Origin of the sequence: Sorangium aterium, assembly GCF_028368935.1 — a bacterium.
In the GTDB taxonomy this organism is placed as follows: Bacteria; Myxococcota_A; Polyangia; order Polyangiales; family Polyangiaceae; genus Sorangium; species Sorangium atrum.
Genome location: NZ_JAQNDK010000003.1, coordinates 765438 through 792294 on the forward strand (window position 1 = coordinate 765438; position 26857 = coordinate 792294).

Consider the following 26857-nt stretch of genomic DNA (forward strand, 5'->3'; position numbering starts at 1 on the left):
CTCGCGCGTCGCCGCGCTGACCGCGCCGCGGTGTGCTCGCGAACGCGCGCCTCCGCCCCGCTCGCCGCGCTGTTCATCGCCGGCGACGGCGCCTAGACTGCGGTGACGGTCGATGGCCACCTGCCCCGCGTGTCGCTCGGTCTATCCGGAGGATGTGGCGACCTGCCCCGAGCACGGCGGCGCGCTGCTGCCGGACGAGGCCTTCTCCGACGAGGACGCGCAGCTCCCGCCGGGCGCGATGCTCGGCGAGTACCGCGTCGAGCGGATGCTCGGCGCAGGGACGTTCGGCGATGTCTACGCGGGAGAGCAGCCCCTCATCGGCAAGCGGGTCGCGATCAAGGTGCTGAACCGGCGGTTCGCGTCCGACCCGACCGTCGTCTCGCGCTTCGTCGGCGAGGCGCGCGCGGTGAACCGCATCCGGCACCGCAACATCATCGACATCTTCTCCTTCGGCGTCGTCGACGGGCGGCACTACTTCATCATGGAGCTGCTCGACGGGCTCACGCTCGGCGCGCTGATCCGGCGCGAGGGGCGCCTCTCCCCGGGCCGCGCCGTCCCGATCCTCGAGGGTATCGCCGACGCGCTCGACGCCGCGCACGCGGCGGGGATCACGCACCGCGATCTGAAACCCGAGAACATCTTCGTGGCGATCGAGAAGGGCGGTCGCTACTTCCCCAAGCTGCTCGATTTCGGCGTGGCGAAGCTCGCGGACGAGGCGCTCGCCCACAAGACGGCCACGGGGGTCGCCATCGGAACGCCCGCGTACATGTCGCCCGAGCAGGTCCGCGGCAAGGGCGTCGACCATCGCTCGGACATCTACGCCCTCGGCGTGATCGCCCACGAGGTGCTCACGGGGGCGCTCGTCTTCCAGGGCGAGTCGATGATGGACGTGATGATGATGCACCTCCTCCAGGAGCCGCCGCGGGCGTCGGAGGCCTGCGCGGATCTCCCGCCCGAGCTCGACGCCCCGGTGACGGCGATGCTTGCGAAGCGCGCCGAGGATCGCCCGCCGTCGGCGGGCGCAGCGGTCCAGGCGTTCGTCGAGCAGGTGCGCAAGCTCGGCCTCGAGGGGCTCGACGGCGCGGGCGCCTCGCGGCCCCGGAGCAGCGCGCGCGTGGTGTCCGTCGGGTCGCAGGACGTCAGCTCCGAGGCGGCGACCGCCGTGGTCGACGCGCTCGATCCGGAGGAGGGCAGCGGCGCTGCCGGAGGCGGCGCCTCCGGGAACGGCGGCTCCTCCGGCACGCTGCGCAGCCCTGGCGGGAGCGGGGCCGTCGTGGCGGGGCGGACGCAGCCCATGCCGCCGGGCTCGGTGGCGCCTGCCGATGTCGGCCGGACGGTGGCGCTCGCCCCGCTCGCCGAGCCCGCCCGGACGGCGGCGCTCGCACCGCTCGCCGAAGCCGTCCAGGCGCCGAGGACCCGTGCCCGCCGCGCCGGGGTGCTCGCGGTGCTGCTCCTTGGCGGCGCCATGGCCGTGGCGATCGCGTGGCTCCGCCCCGGCGGCGAAGGTGCCTCGACCCGCGATGCCGCCCCGACGGCGACCACGGGCGCGCCGCCCGGCGCCGCCGACGTCACGGGCGCGCCGTCCAGCGCCGTGGGCCCCCTCGGCGCGCCGCTGGCCGGCGCGGGCGCCACCGGCGCGCCGTCCGGCGCCGCGGATCCTTCGGGCGCGCCGCCCGTCGCAGGCGCCGCGTCCGGTCTCCAGGCGGCTCCGGGCGCAGCCGCGGATGGATCGGCGCCGCCCGCACCGGCCGCCGGGGCGGCCAGCGCGGCGTCGACCACGGCGCCGTCGGGCGTCCGGGCGAGCCACCCGCGCAAGTACCACACCGATCTGGAGAAGCCGGCGTTCGGCAGCTTCCGCGGAGCCCCCTGACCATGAAGGCATCTCACGGAGCGTCGGTCGTCCTGGCGATCGCGGCGGCCGGCTGCGCGAACCTCTCGCTGCTCGAGGAGGACGTCTGCGGCAACCGCGTCGTCGAGGCGCCTGACGAGGCCTGCGACGGGCAGGAAGGCTGCGGCGCGCCCGGGAGCGCGCACCAGTGCCGCTACCTCTGCGGGGGCGCCGAAGGGTTCGTGTGCCCCGGCGGCTACGGGTGCGGCGCGGACGGCGTCTGCCGGCGGCCCACGGGCGTGTTCGAGGAGCTCTCGGCGCGCACCATGGTCACGGCGATGGAGCTCTCGGCCGGCGATATCAACGCCGACGGCTGCGACGAGCTCGTGCACACGACGCTCGAGAGCACCACGATCACGGCGCTCCCGAGCCAGGCCCCTGGCCTGTGCGCGCAAGCGGAGCAGGCGCTCCCGATCGCCCGGGCGGCGTCGAGCGAGGAGACGTCACCCGCCCCGATCCTGCGCGATCTCACGAGCGACGGTCAGCTCGAGCTCATCGTCGCAGGGCGCGGGGACGTGGTCGCCGCGCAGGGGGGCGCCGCGAACGGCCTCTTCGTGTTCTCCGCCTCCGAGAGCGCGGCCATGGCCCCCACGCTCTACGCGACCACGCGCCTCGACAGCGAGGCCGCGCGCCTCCTGTCGGCGCGGCTGCGCGGCCGCGACGCCGCGCTGATCTTCCTCGGGGCAGCCGCCGCGACCGGCGGCGCGAACGGCGGCGGTACGGGCGGCGAGCCGCCGGCGAGCGCCGGCCCCGGCCGTGTCGCCGTGATGTCGGACCCGGCCGCGACGCCGCAGACGCTCGACGGCGACGTCGTGGCCCCCGGCGACATCGCGGCCGCTGTCGCCGCCGATCTGGATGGGGACGCCGCCGCGGACGCCGAGCCGTGCGACGAGGCGATCGTGGCGAAGCGGGGCGACGATCGGATCCGCATCTACGCCGTGTGCGGCCCCGCGGGCTCGAACGCGCTCGCGGCGCTGCCCGAGGTGCAGCTCGGCGGCGGCGCGAGGATCCGCGACGTCAACGCGTCGCTCGCCGTGCACGATCAGAACGGCGACGGCTTCCTCGACATCGTCGTGAACGCCATCCACGGCGATCTCGGCGAGATCCACGTCGCGTACGGCCTCGGCAACGGGCGCTTCCATTCGACCCCGAGCCTCCCGTCCTCCGGCTCGCCCGACCAGCGCACGGGCGCGCTCTCGCTCGGCGACGCGGAGCTCGAGGCCGCGCTCGCCGATCCGGACCGGATCTTCGTCGCCGGCGACTTCGATGCAGACCGCCCCGGGCCAGAGCTCGTGCCGCTCGACTGCCGCCCCGGCGCGCCGTTCCAGTCGCCGGTCTGCGGTTCCATCGGAGGAGGGTGCGAGGCGATCGCCGCCGACGTGAACGCCGACGGCCACCTCGATATCGTCGCCACCGAGACGCAGCTGCCCGACATCACGGTCTACACCGGCGCCTCGGACGGCACGTTCTACACGCAGCGCGTCGCGACGCAGTGCCCGCCTCACTACCTCGCCGTCGGCGACTTCGACGGCGATCGGGTGAACGACATCGCCTACTTCGATCAGCAGGCGCGGCCTTCGTCTCCGCAGCCCTCCACCCGGCTCGACATCGCCTACGGCAACGCCTTCGCCGCGCCCTCCGCGCCGGCCGGGCACGGCCGCCTCGATCTCGCCAGCGGCCTCGTCGCGGGCCGCGTGCTCCAGGAGGCCACGGGCGTGCAGCTCTTCGCGCTGCGCGGCCTCCCGCGGCCGCCCGACGCGCCTGTGGGCTCCGGCTCCGGGCTCGCGCTCATCGAGGGGGGCCGCGATCGCCTCATCCGCGCGCCGTTCTACTTCGCCGCGCCTCCCGGAGCGCCGGGAGGCATGCCGCCTGGTCCTGGCATGCCGCCTGGTAGCGGCGCGTCGAGCTCCATCCTGCCCGTGAGGCTCCTCGCGGTCGCGGGCGGCATGTTCGCGACCGGGGCCGACGGCGAACCCCAGCAGCGCCTTGCCGCGATCACGGAGCTCGCCGTGGAGGGCGGGCCGGGGCCCGTGCCCGAAGGCACGCAGCTCTGGCTGATCTCCGTCTCGCCGGAGGGAGACAACCTGCGCGCCGAGGCGTCCGGCCGGCCCGGCGAGGGAGCGCCGCCGTGCGACGCGTGCGTGCTCGCGCCGATCGACACCGACGGCGACCGCCGCGACGAGCTCGTGTGGCTGAACGACGGCGAGCTCGCGATCTACGCGGCCGACGGCGAGAAGCTCGTCGAGGCGGCCCGGCAGGAGACGGCGCACGTGTTCAAGGCCATCGTCGAGGACGTGAACCCGCCGAAGTACGCGCCGCGCCCCCTCGTCGCGGATCTGGACGGCGACGGGCAGCAAGATCTCCTCGCGCGCGCGGACAGCGGCGAGATCGTCGCGCTCTGGGGCCGTGCCGGCGGGGGCTTCGACGAGACGGCGCTCGTCGCCCCGGAGCCCTGCGAGGGCGACAAGGTCTGCGCGGGCCTCGCCGTGGCGCTGCTCAACGCCGACGCCGACGTCGCGCTCGAGGTCGCCGTGGCCGGGCCCGGGCGGCTCGAGCTCTACGACCTCGACGCCGGCGCGCGGGCGCTTCGCCGTCTCGAGACCACCTTTCCCGGCCCTCCGCCGGAGGCTGGCAGCGATTTCGTCGCGCTGGTCGCGGGCGACGTCGACGGGGATGGCGTCGACGATCTCGCGGTGGCGATGAGCTCCGCGTTCCTGAAGGTGTTCCGCGGCAAGCCGGTGCTGCAATGAGGGCGGCGGCTCGCCCCTTCCGTCCGTTGCTCCTCTGGGCCTCGCTGAGCCTCGCCGCGGCGCCCGCCGCGGCCCAGGCGGACGCGCGCCCGACGCCCGAGCAGGTGGCGCAGGCGGAGAACTACTTCAACGCCGGCGCGCAGGCGTACGAGGCGGGCCAGTACCAGGTCGCAGCGGAGGCGTTCCTGGAGGCTCACGAGCGCGTGCCGAGCCCGTCGCTCCTGTTCTCGGCGGCGCAGGCCTTCCGGCGGCAGTACCTCACGGAGCCGTCGCCGGACGCGCTGCGCCGCGCGATCGCCCTCTACCGCGAGTACCTGCGCCAGGATCCGAAGGCGACGCGCCGCGAGGAGGCGGTGACGGCCCTCGGGTCGCTCGTGCCGCTGGAGGCGCGGCTCGCCGGCGAGGGCGCGGCGCCTGCGGGCGGCGAGGGCTCGACGGCAGAGGGCGGCGGCCCCGCGACAGCCGCGAGGCCGGCGGCGGGCGGGACGCGGCTCTTGCTGTCGTCGCCGGCCGAGGGGGCGCGGGTGTCGGTGGACGGCCAGCCGTTCGTCGCGGCGCCGCTCGTGGCGCCTGTCGCTCCTGGCCCGCACCGCGTGCGGGTGCAGGCGACGGGGCACTACGACGAAGAGCTCACGGTCGTCGCGGTCGCCGGCGAGCTGATGCCGCGGCACGTCGTGCTGCGGGTGAAGCCCGCGCAGCTGCGGGTGACCGGCACGGGCGGCGCGCGCATCGCGGTGGACGGGCAGGTGAGGGGGACGGCGCCGACGGCCGGAGCGATCGCGATCGAGCCGGGGGTTCATGTCGTCGAGGTCTCGCTGCCGGGATACGAGCTCTTCCGGCGGGAGCTCCGCGTGACGCGCGAGCAGGCGGTGGCGCTCGACGCCGAGCTCCGCATGACCTCCCGCCGCGTCGCCGCGTGGACGGCGCTCGGCGTCGGCGCGGCGGGCGCCGTCGCGACCGGCGTGCTCGGTGGCCTCGCCCTCGCGAGCCAGAGCGAGGCGGTCGAGCTGCGGGACAGGAAGGACGCGGACTCGCTCACGCCGTCGGAGCGGGATCGCTACAACGCCGCGGTCGACGCGCGCGGCAGCCTCGGCGCAGCGGCGGCCGTCGCTGGCGGGGTGTCGTTCCTGGCTGCCGCCGCGGGGTTCGGGCTCTTCGCGTTCGACGAGCCGAAGGGCCTTGGCTCCGCCGCTCCCGCCGCGCCGCCGCCGAGGGATCCCGGGGTGGGCGCGGAGTTCACGGTGGGAGTTCTGTCGGCCGGTGTCCGAGGGCGCTTCTAGGTTTCCGTCTCACCGCAGGTCGTCCCCGCGAGCTCGGACCGCGATCAACCGCGCCGCGATCAACCAGGCACGACGACGATCTCGCCGCTCGTGTACAGCGCGGAGGTGTCCCAGGCGAGCCCGGGGGCGAGCGGCACATCGATCGTCACCTCGGAGAACGTCCCCAGGAGGGCGCCGCTCCAGCCGAGCACGGCGATCCTGTCGCCGGCCTGGAAGGGCATGGCCTCATCATCCGCGTGGATCTCCAGCGCCCCGTCGATGCTCACGTCCCCGTCCACGAACAGGAGCGGCGCGGCGCTCGGCCCGGCGACGGTCAAGCTCAGCGTCGCGAACAAGCCCTGGCTGTAGCTCCCGGCGATGCTCGTCGAGGGGTACACCTCGCCCACGACCAGCGTGCCAAGCGCGGGGTTCGCGAGATCGCCCGTGAAGCTGCTGGTCTCGAGGCGCCCCCGGTAGAAATCGATATTGTCGCCGGCCTGGACCTCGATCTCTCCCGCGGTGAGCTCGCCGTCCGCGAGCCGCACCGCCCACCTCGGGCCGCCGGGAGCGCCGGGCAGCGGCGCGAGCCGGAGGAGGCCGTCGATGCGGACGGATCCTCCGCCGTCGATCTGCAGCGCCGGAAAGACCGACGAGTCCGTGGACGCGAGGATCGTGACGTCACCGCTGTTGATCCACGACGCATAGACGTCGGTCACGTAGATGTACGCCGCGCCGCCTCGCGAGCGGATCTCGACCTCCTCTGTGGCCAGGGTCCCCAGCGCTCCGAGGACGATCCCGCCGATTCCATCGTCTCCCCCCACCGACAGCAGCCCCGCGTTCGTCCAGGTGCCGTCCCAGCCGCTCACGCTGACAACGCTGTTCTCGAGCTCGTTTCCGAGGACCTGCGCGTTCACGGTGGAGAGCTCCCCCCGGTAGATGGACAGCTGCGCGGCCCTGCCCGCGCCGACGACGAACTCCCCCGTGCTCACCCACCTCGTCGCGGAGCCTGTGACGAGCGCCTCGATCGGGCGGAAAGGGTCCGGCAGGGCGTTGGCACCGAAATAGACGTTGTGCGAGAAGAAGCTCGCTCCCTTTCGGATCTCGATCCTGCCGCCCCACAGGTCACCGATGTAGGCGTTGGTTCGGCTCGTCAGGGTCGCGTCGTACCCTTCGACGAGCACGTCGCCGTACGCGTGGAAGTACGGCCCGCTGACCAGGAGATCGTCGGTGATGACCCTGGCGCCGGTCCGTACGATGAGCGAGCCCCAGGCGAAGTGGCCTGCGCCGACCGCGAGAGAGCCATTGTTGGTCCACCGCGATCCGTACCCGACCACCTCGACCGTACCGGAGCCCTCGTAAGGCCCGCCGATGATGGCGCCGGGGCTGAGCACCCGCCCTTTGTTGGAGACGAGCACGCTCCCCGAGCGGGGCATCCCCGGTATCGTGCCGCCGACCAGCAGAAGGCTATCGCCGAGGTCCCACGGGTCCGCCGGGCTTGCGGGCGATACATCCCCCGAGATGGTCACCTCCGCCCGGAGCGGCACTGCCACGCTCAGCGACACCGCCGCAAGCAACGCCGAAAGGGCGCATCGAACATGCTGGTTCATAGGCCTCCTGCTCAGCAAGGAATTCGACAACACAAGAATTCCGTCCTCGCTTCCCCCTACTGCCCGAGCCGGGTGGATCGCGAGACCGATATTCCCGCGCGCACTCTAGCAGGTAACAAGTCCGACGATCGCGCGTCCTCGAATGAGCGTTGCGGATGAGCCCGGTGCGATAGGCCTCGCCGCCCGGGCCGCATTGACTGGGAAGGGTGGAGCGGGTCGCCCCTCTGGCGGGAGTTGTTTCGGAGTCGACTCTGCTGTCTCCGCCGCCCGTCGGGCCAGCATGGGAGAGGCGATTGGAGCCGATCTCTTTTTCATCAATCTTGTGTGCGAGCGTGCGAGTTCGACGAGCGTCTGAACGCGTCGGCGCCGAGGTTCTGGAGCGCGAGTTCGTCGAGGGCGCCAGCGTCGAGGCTCATCAGGGCGCGCGCGGCGCAGCGTCGGGTTCCGCGCGCTCGACCTGGGGAACGCCGAGCTCAGCGGCCGGATCGAGGGCAGAGACCTTGAGGGCCCTCGACGGTCATGGCGATCTCGCTCCGGGATGGGTCATGGCTCGACCGCGCTCGATCGGCTCAGGTCGGGCCCGAACGGCGCTCATGTGGGCCTCTCGATCACCTATCCGCGCCGACCCCTCCGTTTTCCATCACGGAACGCGCGCGCGCCGGAGACAGTCACGGGCATGAAGCGCTCGTCGTTGTTCGTGCAGGCTGCCCTCGTCGTCCTCGCGTGCGCCTGCGGTGACGGAGGCGATGCCGGAGGACAGGGCGGCCAGGGTGGCCAGGCGAGCGGAGGTTCGTCCACCGGCACGACGGGCGCCGGCGCAGGCCCGTCCACCGGCACGACGGGCGCCGGCGCAGGCCCGTCCGCCAGCACGACGGGCGCCGGCGGAGGTCTCGGCCCTCACGTCCCTGAGCCGAGCACGCCGACGCGCGGCGGGACGATGACGTTCACGAACATCGGCGCGCCCGGCTGGTGGCCCCGCCGCATCGACCGCGAGCCCGGCGATCCGGCGTGCGACTACAAGGACGGCGACGACACCTGGGGCGGGCACTGCTGCATGACAGAGCACCACGCGACGAGCGACAAGCTCGCCCCGTTCGATGAAGAGATGACCCTCATCATGAAGGCCATCCGCGTGAAGCAGCTCGCCGTCTACCAGCCCGGCAGCGACCCGGCCGCCTGGCAGATGATCTCGTCGTGGGACGCGAAGGACGGCGTTGGCTCCAACCTGCTCGTCACGGAAGGGCAGGCCACGTCCGCCGACTTCACGGGCGACCTCACGAAGAAGGACTGCGTCACGTACTTCACGCAGGACAAGCCCTTCGCGTGCGGTGACGGCAAGGACTACTACTGTCCCGACGATCCGGGCATCATGCACCTCGGCTGGGCGGGCTCGAAGCTCATCGTCTTCCTGGCGTCGATGACGTTCGACGACGCGGGCGTCGAGAAATGCGACGGCGGTGGGCAGGGCCACCCCGGCCCGTGGGTCGCGTTCGTGGCGTCCGAGCTCATTCGCGACGGCGGCCGCAAGTGGAACGGGCTCTGCAACTGCTACTCGAAGACGGGCACGGTCGGCGACGGCTGCGGCGAGATCAACGTGTTCGAGGTCGTGATGGACAACAACGAGTACAGCAATCGCGAGTTCATGAGCACCGGTGTCCGCTCGTACCAGGAGGGGCACATCGGCGGCAGCGTCTGCGGGAGCGGCTGTGATCGCGACGAGTTCGCCGAGGACGTCGAGGTCGTGGATGCGTGCGCGCAGAAGGCCTACGACGAGGGGCCCGTCATCGAGGCCGGCGGGGCCTCGGACGGCTGCCCGACGTGGCGCCGGCCCATCGGCGATCGCTACTTCATGATCCTGCTCGATGAGGCGCAGCGCACGATCCAGGTCGCGGTGATTCACCCCGAGAGGATCCCCTCCGCCGCGGCCGAGATGCTCCCCGATCTGCCGGGCGGGCTCTCACGCGGCTCGATCGACGCCATGCTCTCGATGCGCCTGCCGGAGTGACCCCCATGAAACCGAGGAACACCATGCACAATTTCCGTCAGCTTCCGGTGCGGTGGGTCTTCATCGCCGCGCTCGCGTCCTTCGCCGGCGTGCCGGCGTGCTCTGGCAGCGACGACGAGACACAGGCGTCGTCGGGGTCAAACGGCGCCGGCGTGGGCAGCGCGAGCGGCAGCGGTGGAGCAAGCTCGAGCGGCGCCGGCGTGGGCAGCTCGGGCGGCAGCGGCGGAGCAAGCTCGAGCGGCGCCGGCGCCGGCGCGGGCAGCGCGAGCAGCAGCGGCGCGGGCAGCTCGAGCGGCAGCGGCGGCGCTCAGCCGACGGGCTGCAAGCGCGGCCTCGCGTATGGCTATCACTCGAAGGCCGACATGGATGTCCTCTCCCCGGCGGTGTCCTGGTGGTACAACTGGACCCATGTGCCGGACGAGGGTGTCCGGCCCGATTATTACAGGACGCTCGGCGTCGAGTACGTACCGATGGTGTGGGGCGGGGGCAACCTCGACAGCGCCGCCGCCGGCCGCATCGCCTCCGAGATCCCCGAGGGGGCGAGGTTCCTGCTCGGGTTCAACGAGCCGAACTTCGGGGCTCAGGCCGATCTTTCCGCGGCCGAAGCCGCGGCGCTCTGGCCGCACGTCGAAGCGGTGGCCGACGCGCGCGGCCTCGCGCTCGTGTCGCCGGCCGTGAACTTCTGCGGCGGCGATTGCCAGGAGACCGATCCGTTCAAGTACCTGGACGACTTCTTCGCCGCGTGCAGCGGGTGCCGGGTCGATTACATCGGCATCCACATCTACACCGGCTGCAAGGGAGAAGGCGACAATCAGGCCCAGTGGCTCATCAACCACGTCGAGACGTACAAGTCGCGGTTCGACAAGCCCCTCTGGCTCACGGAGTTCGCGTGCGACAGCGCGGGCTCCCTCGCCGAGCAGAAGGAGTTCCTCGTCGACGCGCTGGCGTACCTCGAGAACGAGCCTCGGATCGCGAAGTACGCGTGGTTCTCGGGCCGCGCCGACAACGTGCGGCACGCGAGCCTGCTCGGCGACGACGGCGAGCTCAACGAGCTCGGTCAGGCCTACGTCAGCGCGCCGCAGCGCGCGTGCGGAGCCTCGACGAATCGAGAGTGACGCGGCGGGCAGGCCGCGGCCGCTGCGTCGGTGGCGATTTCCCGCAGCCGTTGTGGTTGCCGATGGGCAGCTTGCCGCTGGCTGCACGCGTGCGCGGTGCCCACCTCTCTTGACGCGATGCTCCGGAGGAGGCTTGTCTGCCATCGGCGCGTGGCTGATCGCTGGCGCGCCGTTTGGAATTGACATCCGATTTGTGAACGTTCACATTCGGCCCACGACCTCACCGGGGAGGGCGACGAGGGCGGCCGCGGGGGCTTGATCCCAGAGCCTCTGACGCGCCGATCGGCTGGCGCGTCAGAGCGTCTGAACCGGCTCCATCGTTGGCTGGGTGCTGCCAAACGTGAAACAACCCGCGTATTTATGAAATTTCTTACGCACTTCAGCTCGAGTGACGAGCGCCGTGCACGGTGCGTTCGCCCCCGCTGCCTGGTGGCGGCGGTCATCGTGCTCCTCGGCGCCGGGGCTGCGGGATGCGGCACGGACGGCGCGGACGGCGCCCTCAGCAGTAGCAGCAGCAGCAGCAGCAGTGGCGGCGGCGGCGGTAGTGGTGGTGGTGGTGGTGGCGGCGCCGGGGCGCCGGGGGGCGGCGACGGCGTCGGTGGTCCCGCGGGTTCAGACGGGGGCGCCGGGGGGGAAGGCGGCGCCGGCGATGGCGGCGCGCCCGCCGAGCAGCAGGTCACCGTCCCGGTGGGCGCTGGGCTTCTGCGGCTCGAGGCCTGCGCGCCGAACATCGTGCGGGTGGCCTTCTCCCCCACGGGCGACACCGCCTTCTTCTCGCGGTCCACCCCGGCGACGGGCCCGCGCCGCTGCGAGAAGACCGCCGTCGAGGTGACGTCGACCGCGGTCGAAACCGTCCTCTCCACCAGCGCCCTCTCGGCCCGTGTCGACAAGGCGACCGGCGCGGTGTCGTTCACCGATCCCTCGAACGCGTCGCTGCTGGCAGAGGTGCCGAACGGGCGCGCGGTGACGACCGCGACCGTGCAAGGGCAGGCGACCCACAACGTGCACCAGAGGTGGACGCCGGCGGCGGACGAGTCCCTCCACGGCCTTGGCCAGCACCAGCAGGGGCTCGTGGACATCAAGGGCTACGACCTCGACTTCCACCAGTACAACACCGAGGTGTTCATCCCCTTCCTGGTGTCGAGCCGCGGTTGGGGGATCCTCTGGGACAACACCTCGTTCACGCGCTTCGGCGACCTCGACCGCGCCCAGCACGTTCCGGGCGTGGCCTACGCCGATCACGACGACCTGCTCGCCGCCGCCGCCAGCAAGAGCGCCGACATCACCACGACCGTGCAGGCGACGACGGCGGGCGATTACCTGTTCTACACGTATTCATCGGGGGCGATCCGCCTCGACGTCGATGGCCAGCGGGTGATCGACCATTGGCGTCAGGGGTGGCTGCCGTCGACGGACGTGGCGCGCGTGCACCTCGACGCCGGTCAGAAAGTCACCGTGCACCTGCAGTGGACCGCGGACATCGACGTCGGCATCGCCAGCCTGCTCTGGAAGCCGCCGCCCGCGTCGCGCGACATCTCGCTCTGGTCGGAGGTCGGCGACGGCATCGATTACACCTTCGTCTACGGCCCCGAGCTCGACGGCGTGATCGCCGGCTACCGCACGCTGACGGGGCCGGCGGCGCTCTTGCCCAAGTGGGCCTTCGGGTTCTGGCAGTCGTGCGATCGCTATCAGTCGCAGCAAGAGAGCCTGGACGTCCTCCAGCAGTACCGGTCCCGGCACATCCCCATCGATGTGATCGTGCAGGACTGGCAGTACTGGCCGGACGGCACCTGGGGGTCGCACCAGTTCGACCGGACGCGCTTCCCCGATCCCGCCGCCTGGACAGCCGCGATTCACGATCAGCACCACGCCCACCTGCTGATCTCCGCGTGGCCCAAGTTCGTGACCGGCACGGCGAACTACGCCGAGCTCGACGGCATGGGGGCGCTCTACAAGCGGAACATCGCCGACGGCAAGCGCGACTTCCAGGGGAACGTCTTCACCTACTACGACGCCTTCAGCGCGGAGGCGCGCGCCGCCTATTGGTCCCAGGTGAACGACGCCCTGTTCTCGAAGGGGGTCGACGGCTGGTGGGCCGACGGCTCCGAGCCTGACATCGACGAAGACGTCGAGGGCAAGACCAGCCCGGCCACCCACCTCGCGAGCGCCCAGAGCCGCATGACCCCGACGGCGCTCGGTCAGGGCGCGGCTGTGCTGAACGCCTATTCGCTGATGCACAGCCAGGGGATCTACGAGGGGCAGCGCGCGGCTGCCCCCGACAAGCGCCCGCTGATCCTCACCCGCAGCGCCTTCGCGGGGCAGCAGCGCTATGGTGCGGTCGTCTGGTCGGGGGACATCACCTCTACCTGGACGGCGATGCGCAAGCAGATCGCGGCCGGGCTCGGGATCTCGATCTCGGGCCTTCCCTACTGGACCATGGACGCGGGCGGCTACGCCCCGCCGGCGCGCTTCACCGCCGGCACGCCGGCGGCCGCCGATCTCGCCGAGTGGCGCGAGCTGAACGCGCGCTGGTTCGAGATGGCGACCTTCGCGCCGATCCTGCGGGTCCACGGCCAGGCGCCCCTCATCTCCGGCACTCAGCGGGCCGCCCGGCGCGAGATCTACAGCATGGGCGCCGACACCAACGCGCCGGCGTACCTCGCGGAGCTCAAGTTCGATCGCCTTCGCTACCGGCTCTTGCCGTACGTCTACGCGCTCGCCGGCATGGCGACCCAGCGGGGGGGGACGATCATGCGCCCGCTGGTGATGGACTTTCGTGCCGACACGCGGGCGCGCGCGATCGCCGATCAGTACATGTTCGGGCCGGCCTTGCTCGTGTCACCGGTGACCACCTACCGCGCCACCAGCCGGTCCGTGTACCTGCCGCAGGCGCCGGCCTGGTACGACTTCTGGACGGGCACGCGTCACGCAGGAGGCACGACGATCGCCGCCGCCCCCGCGCCCATCGACGCCATCCCCGTCTACGCGCGCGCGGGCTCGATCGTCCCCATCGGACCGGCCCAGGAATACGTCGATCAGCAGGCGGCCGATCCCATCACGTTGCTGGTCTATGGCGGCGCTGGCGGCACCTTCACGCTGTACGAGGACCAGGGGACGAGCACCGATTACGAGCGTGGTGCATTCTCGCTCATCCAGCTGACCTGGGACGACGCGGCGCGAGCGTTGACCATCGGGGCGCGCCAGGGCGCGTGGGAGGGCATGCCGGCGAAGCGAACGTTCCAGGTGGTGCTCGTCACCGATGGCAAGGCGGTCGGCTTCTCGACGACGGACACGCCCACGCCCGATTCCACCGTGACGTACGACGGGAAGGCGGTCACCGTTCGTTTATGAGCCGCTGGCAAGCGCGGAGTCGCCGCTTCCACGATCGAGGGGAGGGGATGCACAACAACTTCGATTGTGCAGACTCGATCCCTGCGACGCCCCCTGGCGCTGCCTTGGCAATGAGCCATCACGACGCTCGCGGTCCCACCCTTTCGCTCTGCCGCGCTACACTTCCTCGCGCAGCGATCGGCTTCTTTTACCTGCGCGCTCGCGGCCGGTATGGTGATGCGCCTATTTTGAGCTGTCGCTTCATAAATGAATCGGCGCGCCACAATCCATTGCTGGTCGAGAGGCCATGAGCTAGTGTCGAGTCTTAGTCGCGCCCTTCGCGCGCGCGGAGTTACCGATGACAAGTGCCCGTTGCTCCTCCCTGGTCCTCGCCCTGTTCTCACTCTCGGGTGTTGCTTGTTCGTCGAGCAGCACCCCTCCGTCGGAAGAACCGGGGGTCGCAGGCGCGGGCGGCCAAGCGCAGGCGGGCGCCGGTGGTAACGCCGTGAGCGCGGGCAGCACCTCGGGCGGTGGCCAGCCCGGCTCCGCGGGCGCGGGTGGCTCCGATTCCGGCGGTACCAGCGGCGGCGCGGGCGGCAGCGCGAGTGGCGCGGGCGTGGGGGGAGCGAGCGGAGGTGGCGGTCAAGCCGGCGGCAGCGCAGGCGGCGCGACAGGGACGGACGCGGTCAAGAGCGCTGGCTGCGGCAAAGCGAATACTCTGCAAAACGGCACGATCGACATCTCGTTCGGCGGCGCCTCTCGCAAGTACATCCTTCGCGTGCCGAGCGATTACGACAAGGACACGCCGTATCGGCTCGTGTTCGCCTTCGCGGAGTCCGGCTCTTCCGCCATGTCGGTGGCGAACCGGAACTACTTCACGATGGCGACGCTCGACACTGGAGCTACCACCATCTTCGTCGCGCCGGACGCCGCGAACGGCGCCGGTTCCTGGAGCAAGTCGGACGTGGAGCTGACGGACGCGATCCTGGAGGAGCTCGAGGGAGATCTCTGCATCGACAAAACTCGGATCTTCGCCACCGGCTTCAGCTTCGGGGGAGCGATGTCGTTGGCTCTCGCCTGCACCCGCGCGGACGTGTTCCGAGGCGTTGCCTTCTTTTCGGGGGCAGATCTCACGGGCTCCTGCACGGCGACGTTGACCAAGCCGATCGCCTACTACGCGTCGCAAGCCAGCGGTGACAGCAGCGGCCCCCCCATGCCGACCAGCGGTCGCGTCAAACAAGCCCAATTCGCGAAGGTCAACGGCTGCATGGAGGAGCCGTCGGCGACCACCTTCCCGGCAGCTGGCCAGCCCCACACGTGTACCGAGTACAAGGGCTGCTCCGCAGGTCACCCCACCAAGTACTGCGTGTTCGACGGCCCGCACGGCTGGGAGCCGAAGGACCCCGGGCAATCGACGAGCTGGAACGCCCCCGAGGCGTGGAAATTCATCACGCAATTCTGATTTCGAGTCGGGGACTGCGTCGGGCGCAACGACGATGGGGAGGCGGTCGCCGGGCGACGCCGTCAAAGCTCGCAGTTGGCGGCGGAGTCGGCGGCCTCTACGAGGCACACGTCGCTGTCGGCGCCGCTGGTGAGTCGGTCGCCATCGAGCGTGTCCGTCCCCGCGACGCCGTCGAGGTAGTCGTCTCCGCCATCGCCGAAGAGCTGGTCGTCCCCGCCGTTGCCGAACAATCGGTCGTTGCCGGCGCCGCCGGAGATGATGTCATTGACGCCCCCACCCTCGATGGTCTCGTCGCCCGCGTGACCACTTGCGGAGGCAGCCCGGGTCGTGCACGAGGCGATCGGCCAGCTGCTCGGGCTGGCGGCCGTACCGAGGTCGCCCGTGGCGCGCAGCTGCGTGAGATAGTTCTGCACCGTGTTCGGGGCGACCTCAAACCGCTCGGCCAGCTCCCGGATACTTCCTTCACGGTTCTGGTAGGCGTCGATGATCCGCTGCCGCAGGTCGATGCTGTACGGGCCCATGCGGTAGGCAGCAGCATCAGCGGTGCCACCGTCCCGCGCGACCATGCTCAGCTTGTACCAAGCTCAACCGCAAATTGCTCTGGAGAACGAGCCTCGGATCGCGAAGTACGCGTGGTTCTCGGGTCGCGCCGACAACGTCCGGCACGCGAGCTTGCTCGGCGACGACGGCGAGCTCAACGAGCTCGGTCAGGCCTACGTCAGCGCGCCACAGGGCCCGTGCGGAGCCTCGACAGACAGGTAGCGTGATGCGGCGGGTAGCCGGGCGGAACATCGGTGCTCGCGCAGACTCGAGCCCTGCGACGCCCCCTGGCGCTGCCTTGGCAATGAATGGCCAGGGGATCGGCGGCATCGAAGGCGCTATGCGCACGAGATCCACCCAGATTGTCGCGGTGTCGTTCGTCGCTCTCCTCGGCTGCTCCGACGCGGGGGGCGGAAACCTCGGCGGAGGCGGAGCTGCTCCTGGAACGACGACCGGTGCGGAGGGCGGCTCCGGGGGCGGAGGCGGAGGAGACGGAGGCTCCGGCGGCGAGATTTCCACCTCTGGCTCCGGAGGCTACGGCGGCGCCGGGGGCTCGGGCGGCGAGATCTCCACGTCGGGCACCGGCGGCGCCGGGGGCTCGGGCGGCGAGATCTCCACGTCAGGCACCGGCGGTGCCGGGGGCTCGGGCGGCGAGATCTCCACGTCAGGCACCGGCGGAGGCGGCGGCGAAGGAGGCAGCGCCGCCTTCGGGCCATGCGGCACTGCAGGCATCTCGTTCGGCCCTCCGGAGGCCTTTCTCGATCTCGGTCACCAGAAAGGCCTCACCCGGCTCTTCGTCTCCGGGAGCCGCGTGCTGAGCTGGGACTACGATCGCTGGATGCTCTGGGATACCGACGCCAGCGCTGCGATCGCCGACGGACACGCGCCGGGCGGCCTCGACCCCGGCGACCCGCTGTTCGGGATCCCGCCGTTCGAGCTGCCGGGCGGCGTGGTCCTCCGCGGCAACATGGTGCTGATCCAGACGGACCCCAAGCACGCCTTCGAGCTGCGCAGCGCCATCGACGGCTCCGTCCTGGCCTCCGTGACGACCGAGTACGACCAGGCGGGGCTCGCGAGCGACGGCAGCTACGCCTGGACGCGCCGCCAGTCCACCAGCACGATCACGCTCTGGAGCAACGCGGGGGTCGAGCGCTGGTCCGCCGCGGTGAGCCACCACGGCGACGTCTACGCGGCGCCGGACGCGCTCCGGATCGCACCGGCGCCTTTGGGCCCCCTGCACAATAGCGTCGCCGTGCTCCCCGCCGATGGCTCGCCTCCCACGGTCACCCCCGAGCTCTCGGGCACATTCCACTCCTGGTTTCAGGATGGCGAGCGATTTCTCACCACCGTCGGCACGACGGTGCGCGTGTACTCGAAGGCGGCGATCCAGGAGGGCATCGTCAACCTGCCGTCGCTCAAGCAACTCGCTGGGACGCGCGACTATTTCTGGATGCTCGCGGACAACAGAGCGGACTCTCCGCTCATGGTCTATCGCGTCGGAGGCGGAGCCGTCCCCGTCGCCGAGTACCCTGACCGCGCCGACTATCGCTACACGTTCGCGCCGACCGAGCGTGCGCTCGCCTTGCTCCACACGCAATCGTCGAGGCTCGACATCATCGATCTCGACGGCCCCGAGGTGACCCTGACCGAACACGCGCCGCCGCTGGTCCAGAACACCCGCGTCGACATCGACAAGGACCTACGCTTGGTGGTCTCGAACGCGTACGGCGCGATCTCGTACAAGGGCACCCTCACCGATCCGGAGGGCTCGGGGCTGCTCGGCTGCGGCGCGCTCCACTCCGTCGCAGGCTCTCCCTCGGGGCACGTGGCCCTCGCGACGGGTTCGGGGAGGACGCTCCTCTATGATACGGCTGCGCTCGACGCCGGGCCCTCGGCGGTCGTTCCGTTCCACAGCAACAAGGTGCTGCTCTCGGCGGACGGCAGCCTGCTCGCGGCGCGCGCCGCCTTCGATCCGCTGGTCACGGACAAATCACTCCGGCTCTTCTCGCTGCCGGACGGCGCGCAGCTCGCCTCGCTCTCGCGCGGGCAGGTGATTCAAGACTTCTCGATGTCCTTCGACGGAAGCACGGTCGGCTGCACCTACCGCCTCGACGAGCACAGGACGGAGCGCGTCGTGAGCGACTGGGCGGGCAGCGCGCCGCTCTTCCAGGACACCGGAAACCGGCCGGCGCCGCTCGTCTCCCCCGACGGTCACCACTTCGTCGTCACGGACTCCGCCCCCTCCGAAGGCTGCGGGTTCACGCAGTTCTACGACGACGGCGCGCTCGTCAACGTGGTGCCCGGCTGCGCGATCGGCTGGCTCGACGACACCCACGTTCTCGTCCAGTCGTACATCCGCCATTTCGAAAGCAGCCGCTGGACGTACCAGGCCTCCGCGATCTACGACGAGCTCGGCAACCCGGTCGACGCGCCGCCGCTGCCGAGGATCCCCATCCGCACCGACTCCGGGGATTCGGACGACGACTACGGGATCCTGCCGGTCTCGGCGACGGCGCTCTACTCGCGCTACGACGGCGTCCTCTACGACATCGAGACGGGGGCGGCGCTCGCGACCTTCCCGGGCTCGCGAAGCGCCGTCGTCGGCGCCTTCATGGTCCATCCGTGCGGCTACGGCGTGTGCGCGGAGACCTACTGAGCGGGCGTGTGGCGCAGCGGGTCGGCGTGGACCCCGGGCATGGAGCCGGGGATGAGCGTCGCGCCGACCGCCCGCGCGCCCGGGAGGACCGGCCGCGCTGGACGGCCGGCGCTGTGTTCGCAGGAGATGCGTTCGCGCGAATCGAGGAGGGTATGGGCTCAAGCGTGATTCCCTGGGCTGAGTCGCGCTTCGCGCGATGGGTGGCGCTGCTCTTGATCGTCCATCTGACCTGCGGGCTCGGCTGCGCCGCGCCTTCGGGCGAAGCGCTCGACGTCGACACGCTGGAGGCGCAGTTCGAGCAGCGCGCCCGCGCCGTGCTCCGCGGCGACGAGGCGCTCGTGCCGACCGCTGGGGGCTTCGAGCTCGCGCCGCGCCCGTCGCGAGCCGGCGCGGCGCTCGCGTTCTCCTCCGACGGGAGCAGCGCGGTGCGGTTCGACCTGCCGGATGGGCTCGGCATCGAGGTGCGCGAGCGCGGCCTGCACGGTGAGGTCCAGAGGGTCGGCGCTGCCATCGCCTACCCGCGCGCGGGCGGCTTCGCGCTCTGGACGGCGCAGCGGCACGGCGCGGAAGAGTGGCTCTGGTTCCCCGAGGGGGCGCCGGCCGGGGCACCGCTGGCCTCGTGGCAGGTCGAGGGGGCGCGCCTCCGCCGCCGTGGCGCGAACGTGGAGATCCTCGACGCGGCAGGGGAGCCGCGGATCCTCGTGGCGGCCCCCGAGGCCTATGCCTCGCCGCTCCGGCGCATCCCGACGCGCCTGGAGGTGCAAGGCGATGAGATCTCGCTCTGGGTCGAGGAGGCGGGCTCGCCGCTCCTCGTGGATCCGTCATGGAGCGTCACGGCGGCCTCGGACGCGACGCTCCGCGCGCAGCACACCGCGACCTTGCTGCCCGACGGCAGGGTGCTCATCGCGGGCGGGGTCAGCGCCGCTGACAGGCGCTCGCACCTCGCCAGCGCGGCCATCTATGATCCCGCGCTCGATGCCTGGCTGCCCGCTGCGCCGATGAGCAAGCAGCGGTCGGTTCACACGGCGACCTTGCTCGCCGACGGCAGGGTGCTTGTCACGGGCGGCGCCAGCGGCGGGGCCGAGTGGGTCTCCAGCGCAGAGCTCTACGATCCAGCGACCGACGCGTGGACCCCCGCCGCGACCATGATCTCGGCGCGCTCGTCACACACCGCGACCTTGCTCGCGGACGGGCGGGTGCTCGCCGCCGGGGGCGCTCCGCCTGGCGGCGCTCCGGGTGCCACGGCCGAGCTCTACGATCCCGTGTCGGACACCTGGTCGCCGACGCCCGCGGCGTCGGTCGCGCGCAGCGGCCACGCGGCGGCGCGCTTGCGGGACGGCCGCGTGCTGATCGTGGGAGGCAGAAACATAGAGACCGGCGTGCTGTCCAGCGTCGAGATCTACGACCCCACGACGGGCGCGTGGACCCCGGGGCCGGACATGCTCCGCGCCCGGTGGATGCACACGGCGAGCTTGCTGGAGGACGGTGACGTGCTGGTGATCGGCTATGACCGGGAAGGCGAGGCCGAGACCTACGATCCCGAAGCCAACGCGTGGACGCTCGCGAGCAACAAGATGAGCTCTCCTCGCGTCTCGAACACGGCGACGCGGCTGTGCGACGGTCGGGTCCTCGTCTCTGACAACGTGCCGCCCGACCTTTACGATCCGAGCACGCGGACCTTCTCGAGGGCGCCCAGGAGCGAAGTGAGCCGCAGCGACGCCACCGCGACGCTGCTCCCGGATGGACGGGTCCTCTTCGTCGGCGGCCATTCGAGCACCGTGGGCGCCGACATCTACGACCCCTCGGTCGCGCCCTCGGGGACGCAGCTCGGCCCCCTGCACAACCTGCGGTATTTCGTGAGGGTCGTGGAGCTGGCGGACGGAAAGGTCCTGATCGCGGGCACCGGCGTCGCGACCACGGAGGTCGCCGAGCTCTTCGACCCCTCGAGCAGGACGTTCTCCGTGGCAGCGCCCTCGAACTTGGAGCGGTATCGTCCCGAGCTGACCCGCCTCGCCGACGGCAGGGTGCTGCTCAGCGGGGGCCTCCTCGACTATTTTGCGGCGGATCTGTACAACGAGATCTACGATCCGGCTGCGGATGCCTGGACGCTGGCCGCGCCCGACGAGGAGCGTCGATACAACCACACGGCGACCTTGCTCGGAAGCGGCGAGGTGCTCATCGCGGGCGGCGAGGTGTGGGACTACCCCATGGAGCCGTACCTCGTCCGCAGGACCGGATCGGCGGCGCTGTATCGTCCGGCCGACGACACCTGGGTCGCCGTCGAGCCGATGAACGCACGGCGGGCGGAGCACGCGGCGACGCTGCTGGACGATGGCAGGGTGCTGGTCGTCGGCGGGATCCAGGGAGACGACGACTACAACACGGAGTACTCGACCGCGGAGCCGCTCGCCAGCGCCGAGATCTACGATCCTGCGACCCGGCGCTGGTCTCTGGTGGCGCCCATGGCGGAGCCTCGGGACAGGCCCACGGCGACGCGGCTCCCGGACGGTCGCGTGCTCGTCGTCGGAGGAGCTGCAGAGGTCTACGACCCGATGACGAACGCCTGGACTGCCACAGGGCCCATGAGCCCGATGTTGGCCTTCAATCATGTTGCCATGCTGATGCCGACAGGCGAGGTGCTGGTCATCGGAGGGGCGACGGCGCAGATCTATAGCCCTGCGACGAACTCCTGGACACCTGCCCCGTCGCCCTTGCTCTCTTACGGCTCTCTCGCCTCCGTGCTCCTGCCGAGCGGCGATGTGCTCCTCGTCGGCTGGTCCTCGTACCCGGAGCTGTACGATCCTCGATGGCACAGCCCCGGGGACAACGGCTGCAGCACGGGCGCTGGCGGAGAGGGCGGCGCCGGCGGCGGTGAGTCCGGTGCCGGCGGCGCCGGCGGGGGCGAGCCCGGAACGGGCGGCGTTGGCGGCGCGGGGGGCGAGGAGTCCGTGACCGGCGGCGCTGGCAGCGGTGGATCCGGGACTGGCAGCGTCGGCGGCGCCGGCGGCGTCGAGTCCGGTACGGGTGGCATGGGCGGCGCTGGCGGCGACGGCGCTGGTGCTGGCGGCCGTGGCGGCGAGGGCGCCTCGGGGACGGCGACCGCGTCCAGCGGCGCTGGCGGCTCGGGGATGGAGACCGCTGCAGGCGCTGGCGGCGATGGAAGCTTGGGCCCGACGAGCACGTCGAGCGGCCCCGGAGCGGGCGATCCGCCGGCGGAGACCGGCTGCTCCATGGCGCAAGGGGCGTCCGGCGGCGGGGCGAGCGGCTTCTACCTCGCCGTGGCCGCGACCGCTCTCCGGCGGAGGCTCCGCCGCTCCAGGGCGGCAATCCCGCGGTGAATTCCGATCACCGCACCCGCTGAACCAGACTCCCGGGATGCAGCTACGGATCGAAGGCGATCGACCGACACTCACCCTTCAGGGGCCCGCCGGCCGCACCGCATCCTGGTCTCACTTGCCGTAGGCCACCCGCCACACGGTGTTGCTCTGGTCGTCGGTCACAAGCAGCGCGCCGTCCTTCGCCACCGCGACGCCGACCGGGCGACCCCACACGTCGCCGGTGCTCGTGACGAAGCCTGTCATGAAGTCTTCGTAGTACCCTGCCGCCTTGCCGTCCTTGACCGGGATGCGGATCACCTTGTATCCGGTGCGCCGCGAGCGGTTCCACGAGCCGTGCTCCGCGGCGAAGATGTGCCCCTGGTAGTCGGCAGGGAACTGCTGGCCCGTGTAGAAGCACAGGTCGAGGGAGGCCGAGTGCGACTGGATCAGCACGTCCGGCACGATGACCTTGTCCCGGAGCTCGGGGTGCTTGCCCTCGTGCCGCGGATCCTGGTGCGCGCCGAGGTAGTACCAGGGCCAGCCGTAGAACCCGCCCTCCTGCACGCGCGTCACGTAGTCGGGGACCAGGTTGTCGCCCAGCTCGTCGCGCTCGTTCACGCTGGTCCAGAGCGCGCCCGTCGCCGGCTCGATGGCCAGGCCGACCGGGTTGCGGATGCCTGACGCATGGAGCGCCTCGTCCTTGCCGTCGGGCGTGAAGGAAAGGATGCACGCGCGCCGGATCTCGCTGTCGTCGTCATCGACGTTGGAGCGGGAGCCCACGGACACGAACATTCGCTGGTTGTCCTTGCTGAAGGCGATATCGCGGGTCCAGTGGCCGCCGCCGCCCACGGCCTCCTTGCCCGAGGGGATGTTGGTGACGAGCGCCTCGGCCGGGCCGCTGGCCCTGGTGTCGCCCGCCTTGTAAGGGAACCTCACCACGCTGTCGGTGTTCGCGATGTAGACGTGCGTCGGCGCCTCGGTGCCGCTCGGATAGAAGGCGATGCCGAAGGGGCGGTTGAGGTCCTCGGCGTAGACGCTGCGGAGGTCGGCCTTGCCGTCACCGTCCGTGTCCCGGAGCACCAGCACCCGGTCCGCCGCGCTCTCGGCCACGAACACGTCGCCGTTCGGCGCCACCTGCACGACGCGCGGCTTCTCCAGACCCCTGGCGAGCTCGGCGACGGTGAATCCCGACGGGACTTTGGGGAACACACCGGCTGGACGATCTGCCTTGCTCGGACTGTTGGTCACCGACTCGCCCTCGTTGGGCGCGGGCAGGTCGGCGACGGTGATCTTGCGCTTCACGCCCGGCGCGTCCGTCGTCCAGTCGCCCAGCGCGTCGGCGCCCGTGAGGATCCTGTCGGTGGGCGCTGGCTGCGGTGTGACCTCGGCGCGCTTGGGCGAGCAGGAGGCCAGCGCGCCCGCGCCGGCGCCGACCAGGAGCACCTGCGCCGCCCCGTGCCGGGCCCACCGGCGGCATGATCTTCGGTTGTCCATGGACTCTGGTTGCCATTCGGCTGCTTCTCTGTCCACCGCGCCTCTAAACCGATGAGCCCGCCGATCTCCTCGCTCCTCGCCACGCGCGAGCGATGGAGCGCCCCGCCATCCAACCCCCGCTGCTGCGCTGTGGCCGGCGGCTACCAGTCCGCCTCGATCACCCCTCCGGTGTACTGCGTGCTGGTCGGCGTGTACTGGTGCACCTCGAACTTGTTGCCGTCGGGGTCCGCCAGCCAGATCTGGTACGTGTTGTCACAGCCGAGCTTCTTCTCGGTGAACGGGACGCCGCGGCTCTTCAGCGTCGCCGTCACGGCGTCCATGTCGTCGGTCTCGAGGCAGAAGTGGGCGATCCCGGTATTGACCACCTCGCCGAGGTTCCGGTCCTCGAACATCTCCATATAGTTGCCGTCGGCGATCTCGAGGTACGCGCCGAACGGCGCGCCTTCTCGGGTGAAGTGGAACTTGGTGGCGAACCCGAGCTTGCCGTAGAAGTCGACCGAGCGCTGCAGATCTCTCACGTTGAGACAGACGTGCGCGATGCGTTTGAACATGGGGAGGGCCTCCGCGACGGCGCCGGGGTAGGGGAGCGGCGCGCGTGGCCGAGGATACCCCAGCCGGAGGCCTCGGCGCGACGGTAGGCCCAGGCTCGTGCCCGGCGCCCGCGCCGCCGCCCGCCGGCGAGCGGCGGCGCCCAGGCCGAGCCGCTCGGCGCTGGGCTCGCGCGCGCCGCCGCGGTCTCCGGCGCGACGCGTCCTGGCCTCGCTCTGGCAGAGGAGGTCGAGCCGCGGGTGCGCCTTCGTGCAAACGGTGCGCCCCCCGCCTCCGGCGCATGGCCGCGCGCCGCGAAAACAAGGGGGCACGCGCGAGGCACGGCGCCTGCTTCATGGCCGGCGTCACGGCCGGAGCTCCCGATGTCGCGCCGCGGAGGCGCGGGCGCGCCGGGGCTCACGCGAACAACGAGGTCGCTATGCATAACCTACGACGACTCTGGCTGGCGCTCGCCGCCGTCATCACCGCTGGATTCTTGATACTCGGCTTCACGGGCCGGGAGGTGTACCGCAAGGCCCCGCCGATCCCCGAGCGGGTGGAGACGCCGTCCGGCCGGGTGCTGCTCACGAAGGACGACATCCTGGACGGGCAGCTGGTCTATCAGAGCATCGGCGGACAGCAGGTCGGCAGCGTCTGGGGGCACGGCGCTTACCAGGCGCCGGACTGGTCGGCGGACTGGCTCCATCGCGAGGCCGAGGCGCAGCTCGCGCTCTGGAGCCAGCGAGAGCACGGCGCGCCGTTCGCGTCGCTCCCGGACGAGGCGCAGGCCGCGCTCAAGGCGCGGCTCCAGCGGACGATGCGCCACAACGGCTACGACGCCGCGACCGGCGCGCTCACGGTCCCCGAGGATCGCGCGCTGGCCATCGAGGAGACCGCGGCGCACTACCGCGCGCTCTTCGGCGACGAGCCGAGCCTCGCCGGCCTGCGCGAGAGCTACGCGCTGCACACGGCCGCGGTCCCCGACGCCGGGCGGCGCGACAAGCTGACGGCGTTCTTCTTCTGGACCTCGTGGGCCGCGGCCGCGGAGCGCCCCGGCACCGGCGCCAGCTACACGAACAACTGGCCTCACGAGCCGCTCGTCGGCAACGTCCCCACGAGCGCCAACGTGATCTGGTCGATCGTGAGCATCGTCCTGCTGCTCGCCGGGATCGGCGCGCTCGTCTGGTACCACGCGTTCCGCCGCGGCGAGGAGCCGTCCGACCCTGCGCCGGCGCGCGATCCGCTCGCGGGGTGGGTGCTCACCCCGTCGATGCGGGCCGTCGGGAAGTACTGCGTCGTGGTGGTCGCGCTGCTCGTGCTCCAGGTCACGCTCGGCGTGCTGACCGCGCACTACACCGTCGAGGGGAACGAGGTCTTCGGGCTGCCGCTCGGGGAGATCCTGCCGTACGCGGTGACGCGCACCTGGCACGTCCAGCTCGGCGTCTTCTGGATCGCGACCGCGTTCCTCGCGACGGGGCTGTTCCTCGCGCCGGCGGTGGGCGGGCGTGAGCCGACGGGGCAGCGGCTCGGCGTGAACGTCCTCTTCGGGGCGCTCGTCCTCGTGGTCTTCGGCTCGCTCGCGGGAGAGTGGCTGGCGATCAAGCAGCGCTTCTCGCTCGAGACCTCGTTCTGGTTCGGGCACCAGGGGTACGAGTACGTCGACCTCGGCCGCGCCTTCCAGATAGCGCTCTTCGGCGGGCTCGCGCTCTGGCTCTTCCTGATGCTGCGCGCGCTCTGGCCCGCGCTCGCCCGGCGCGACATGAGCCGGCACATCGTGCTGCTCTTCACCGGCGCCACGGTCGCCATCGGGATGTTCTACGGCGTGGGGCTCTTCTACGGCGCGAAGACGCACCTGTCGGTCATGGAGTACTGGCGCTGGTGGGTCGTCCACCTCTGGGTCGAGGGGTTCATGGAGGTGTTCGCCACCGCGGCGATCGCGTTCCTGTTCACCCGGCTCGGCCTCGTGCGTCCGGACAGCGCGGCGCGGGCGGCGATCCTGTCGACCTGCATCTTCCTCATCTCGGGCATCCCCGGCACGTTCCACCACCTCTACTTCAGCGGCACGCCGGTCTCGGTGATGGCGGTCGGCGCGAGCTTCAGCGCCCTCGAGGTGGTGCCGCTCGTCCTCGTCGGGATGGAGGCGCACGAGACCTGGCAGATGCAGCACCGGAGCGGGTGGATGCAGGCCTACCGCTGGCCCATCCAGTTCTTCGTCGCCGTCGCGTTCTGGAACTTCGTGGGCGCGGGCGTGTTCGGCTTCCTCATCAACCCGCCGATCGCCCTCTATTACATGCAGGGCCTCAACACGACGCCCGTGCACGCGCACGCCGCGCTCTTCGGCGTCTACGGGCTGTTGTCCCTCGGCCTCGTGCTGGTGATGCTCCGCCGCCTGCGCCCCGACGCGGTGTGGAACGAGGCGCGGCTCCGGGTGGCGTTCTGGGGGATGAATGGCGGCCTCGGCCTCATGATCCTCCTGAGCCTGCTGCCGATCGGGCTCGCGCAGGCGTGGGCCAGCGTCGAGCGCGGGCTGTGGTATGCGCGGAGCGCGGAGTTCCTGCAGCAGCCGGTCCTCGAGGCGCTGCGCTGGATGCGGTTCGTCGGAGACAGCCTGTTCATCGTCGGCGTCGCGGCCTTCGTGGCGTTCGTCGCGGGGGTCTTCACCCGGCGGCCCGCGGGCGCAGCCTCGGCGAAGCCGGCGGCCGGCGAGGTGTCAGGGATGGCCACGCCCGCGGCGAGCGGCGCGCCGGCGACCTGATGCACCCGCGCGCCAGCGCCCGTCAGCTCGCTGGCGCGCCTCCTCGCCGCCGCGCGGCGCCCCGAAATGTGCTCGTGGCGCCGAGCTCAGCCGTGAACCGCCACGCTATGCTCGGGTCCTGGAGCGCCACGGCGCTCGCCCCCGGGAACCC

15 protein-coding genes are annotated in these 26857 nt (G+C 71.4%); 11 read left to right on the forward strand and 4 right to left on the reverse strand.

All coding sequences use genetic code 11. The features are described 5' to 3' along the window. The first annotated feature begins 112 nt into the window (after positions 1-112). The 3 genes from POL72_RS27120 to POL72_RS27130 are packed head-to-tail and all read left to right on the forward strand — an operon-like array spanning position 113 to position 5918. A complete protein-coding gene (locus tag POL72_RS27120; protein ID WP_272098539.1) occupies positions 113-1870 on the forward strand; it encodes a serine/threonine-protein kinase in 1758 nt (585 codons plus the stop codon). Positions 1871-1872: 2 nt separating this feature from the next. Beyond that, positions 1873-4638 carry an FG-GAP repeat domain-containing protein gene (locus tag POL72_RS27125; protein WP_272098540.1) on the forward strand — a complete coding sequence of 922 codons (2766 nt, stop codon included), beginning with the start codon at positions 1873-1875 and terminating at the stop codon, positions 4636-4638. Beyond that, positions 4635-5918, forward strand: coding sequence for a PEGA domain-containing protein (locus POL72_RS27130; RefSeq protein WP_272098541.1), 1284 nt, complete (start codon positions 4635-4637; stop codon positions 5916-5918). Before POL72_RS27125 ends, POL72_RS27130 begins: the two co-directional genes overlap by 4 nt. Positions 5919-5977: 59 nt before the next feature. On the opposite strand, the gene POL72_RS27135 is transcribed toward POL72_RS27130, so the two are convergent. Next, positions 5978-7504 carry a hypothetical protein gene (locus tag POL72_RS27135; RefSeq protein ID WP_272098542.1) on the reverse strand — a complete coding sequence of 509 codons (1527 nt, stop codon included), beginning with the start codon at positions 7502-7504 and terminating at the stop codon, positions 5978-5980. 676 nt (positions 7505-8180) lie between these two features. On the opposite strand from POL72_RS27135, the gene POL72_RS27140 reads away from it, so the two are divergent. The 4 genes from POL72_RS27140 to POL72_RS51330 all read left to right on the forward strand — a co-directional run bounded on the left by POL72_RS27140 (position 8181) and on the right by POL72_RS51330 (position 15416). Continuing rightward, the gene (locus POL72_RS27140; RefSeq protein WP_272098543.1) at positions 8181-9509 is read left to right on the forward strand and encodes a DUF2403 domain-containing lipoprotein; all 1329 of its coding nucleotides are present in this window, start codon (positions 8181-8183) and stop codon (positions 9507-9509) included. 23 nt (positions 9510-9532) lie between these two features. Then, positions 9533-10624 (forward strand): glycoside hydrolase family protein, encoded by a 1092-nt coding sequence (locus tag POL72_RS27145; protein WP_272098544.1) that lies wholly within the window; start codon positions 9533-9535, stop codon positions 10622-10624. Between the two features lie 360 nt (positions 10625-10984). Further along, positions 10985-13975 (forward strand): TIM-barrel domain-containing protein, encoded by a 2991-nt coding sequence (locus POL72_RS27150; protein WP_272098545.1) that lies wholly within the window; start codon positions 10985-10987, stop codon positions 13973-13975. A gap of 484 nt (positions 13976-14459) precedes the next feature. Then, the gene (locus POL72_RS51330; RefSeq protein ID WP_272098546.1) at positions 14460-15416 is read left to right on the forward strand and encodes a CE1 family esterase; all 957 of its coding nucleotides are present in this window, start codon (positions 14460-14462) and stop codon (positions 15414-15416) included. A gap of 62 nt (positions 15417-15478) precedes the next feature. Here POL72_RS51330 and POL72_RS27160 read toward each other — a convergent pair whose 3' ends face one another. After that, positions 15479-15982, reverse strand: coding sequence for a hypothetical protein (locus tag POL72_RS27160; RefSeq protein WP_272098547.1), 504 nt, complete (start codon positions 15980-15982; stop codon positions 15479-15481). 7 nt (positions 15983-15989) lie between these two features. On the opposite strand from POL72_RS27160, the gene POL72_RS27165 reads away from it, so the two are divergent. The 3 genes from POL72_RS27165 to POL72_RS27175 all read left to right on the forward strand — a co-directional run bounded on the left by POL72_RS27165 (position 15990) and on the right by POL72_RS27175 (position 21950). Continuing rightward, positions 15990-16178, forward strand: coding sequence for a glycosyl hydrolase (locus POL72_RS27165; RefSeq protein WP_272098548.1), 189 nt, complete (start codon positions 15990-15992; stop codon positions 16176-16178). 118 nt (positions 16179-16296) lie between these two features. After that, positions 16297-18612, forward strand: coding sequence for a hypothetical protein (locus POL72_RS27170; RefSeq protein WP_272098549.1), 2316 nt, complete (start codon positions 16297-16299; stop codon positions 18610-18612). Positions 18613-18764: 152 nt separating this feature from the next. Next, positions 18765-21950 carry a Kelch repeat-containing protein gene (locus tag POL72_RS27175; protein WP_272098550.1) on the forward strand — a complete coding sequence of 1062 codons (3186 nt, stop codon included), beginning with the start codon at positions 18765-18767 and terminating at the stop codon, positions 21948-21950. A gap of 111 nt (positions 21951-22061) precedes the next feature. Here the strand turns inward: POL72_RS27175 and POL72_RS27180 are convergent, their stop codons facing one another. Further along, the gene (locus POL72_RS27180; protein ID WP_272098551.1) at positions 22062-23423 is read right to left on the reverse strand and encodes a PQQ-dependent sugar dehydrogenase; all 1362 of its coding nucleotides are present in this window, start codon (positions 23421-23423) and stop codon (positions 22062-22064) included. A gap of 140 nt (positions 23424-23563) precedes the next feature. Then, positions 23564-23974: a VOC family protein gene (locus POL72_RS27185; RefSeq protein ID WP_272098552.1), complete on the reverse strand. Its 411-nt coding sequence runs from the start codon at positions 23972-23974 to the stop codon at positions 23564-23566. A gap of 416 nt (positions 23975-24390) precedes the next feature. Here POL72_RS27185 and POL72_RS27190 point away from each other — a divergent pair, with 416 nt between their 5' ends. After that, positions 24391-26706 (forward strand): nitric-oxide reductase large subunit, encoded by a 2316-nt coding sequence (locus tag POL72_RS27190; protein WP_272098553.1) that lies wholly within the window; start codon positions 24391-24393, stop codon positions 26704-26706. Positions 26707-26857: the final 151 nt, after the last annotated feature.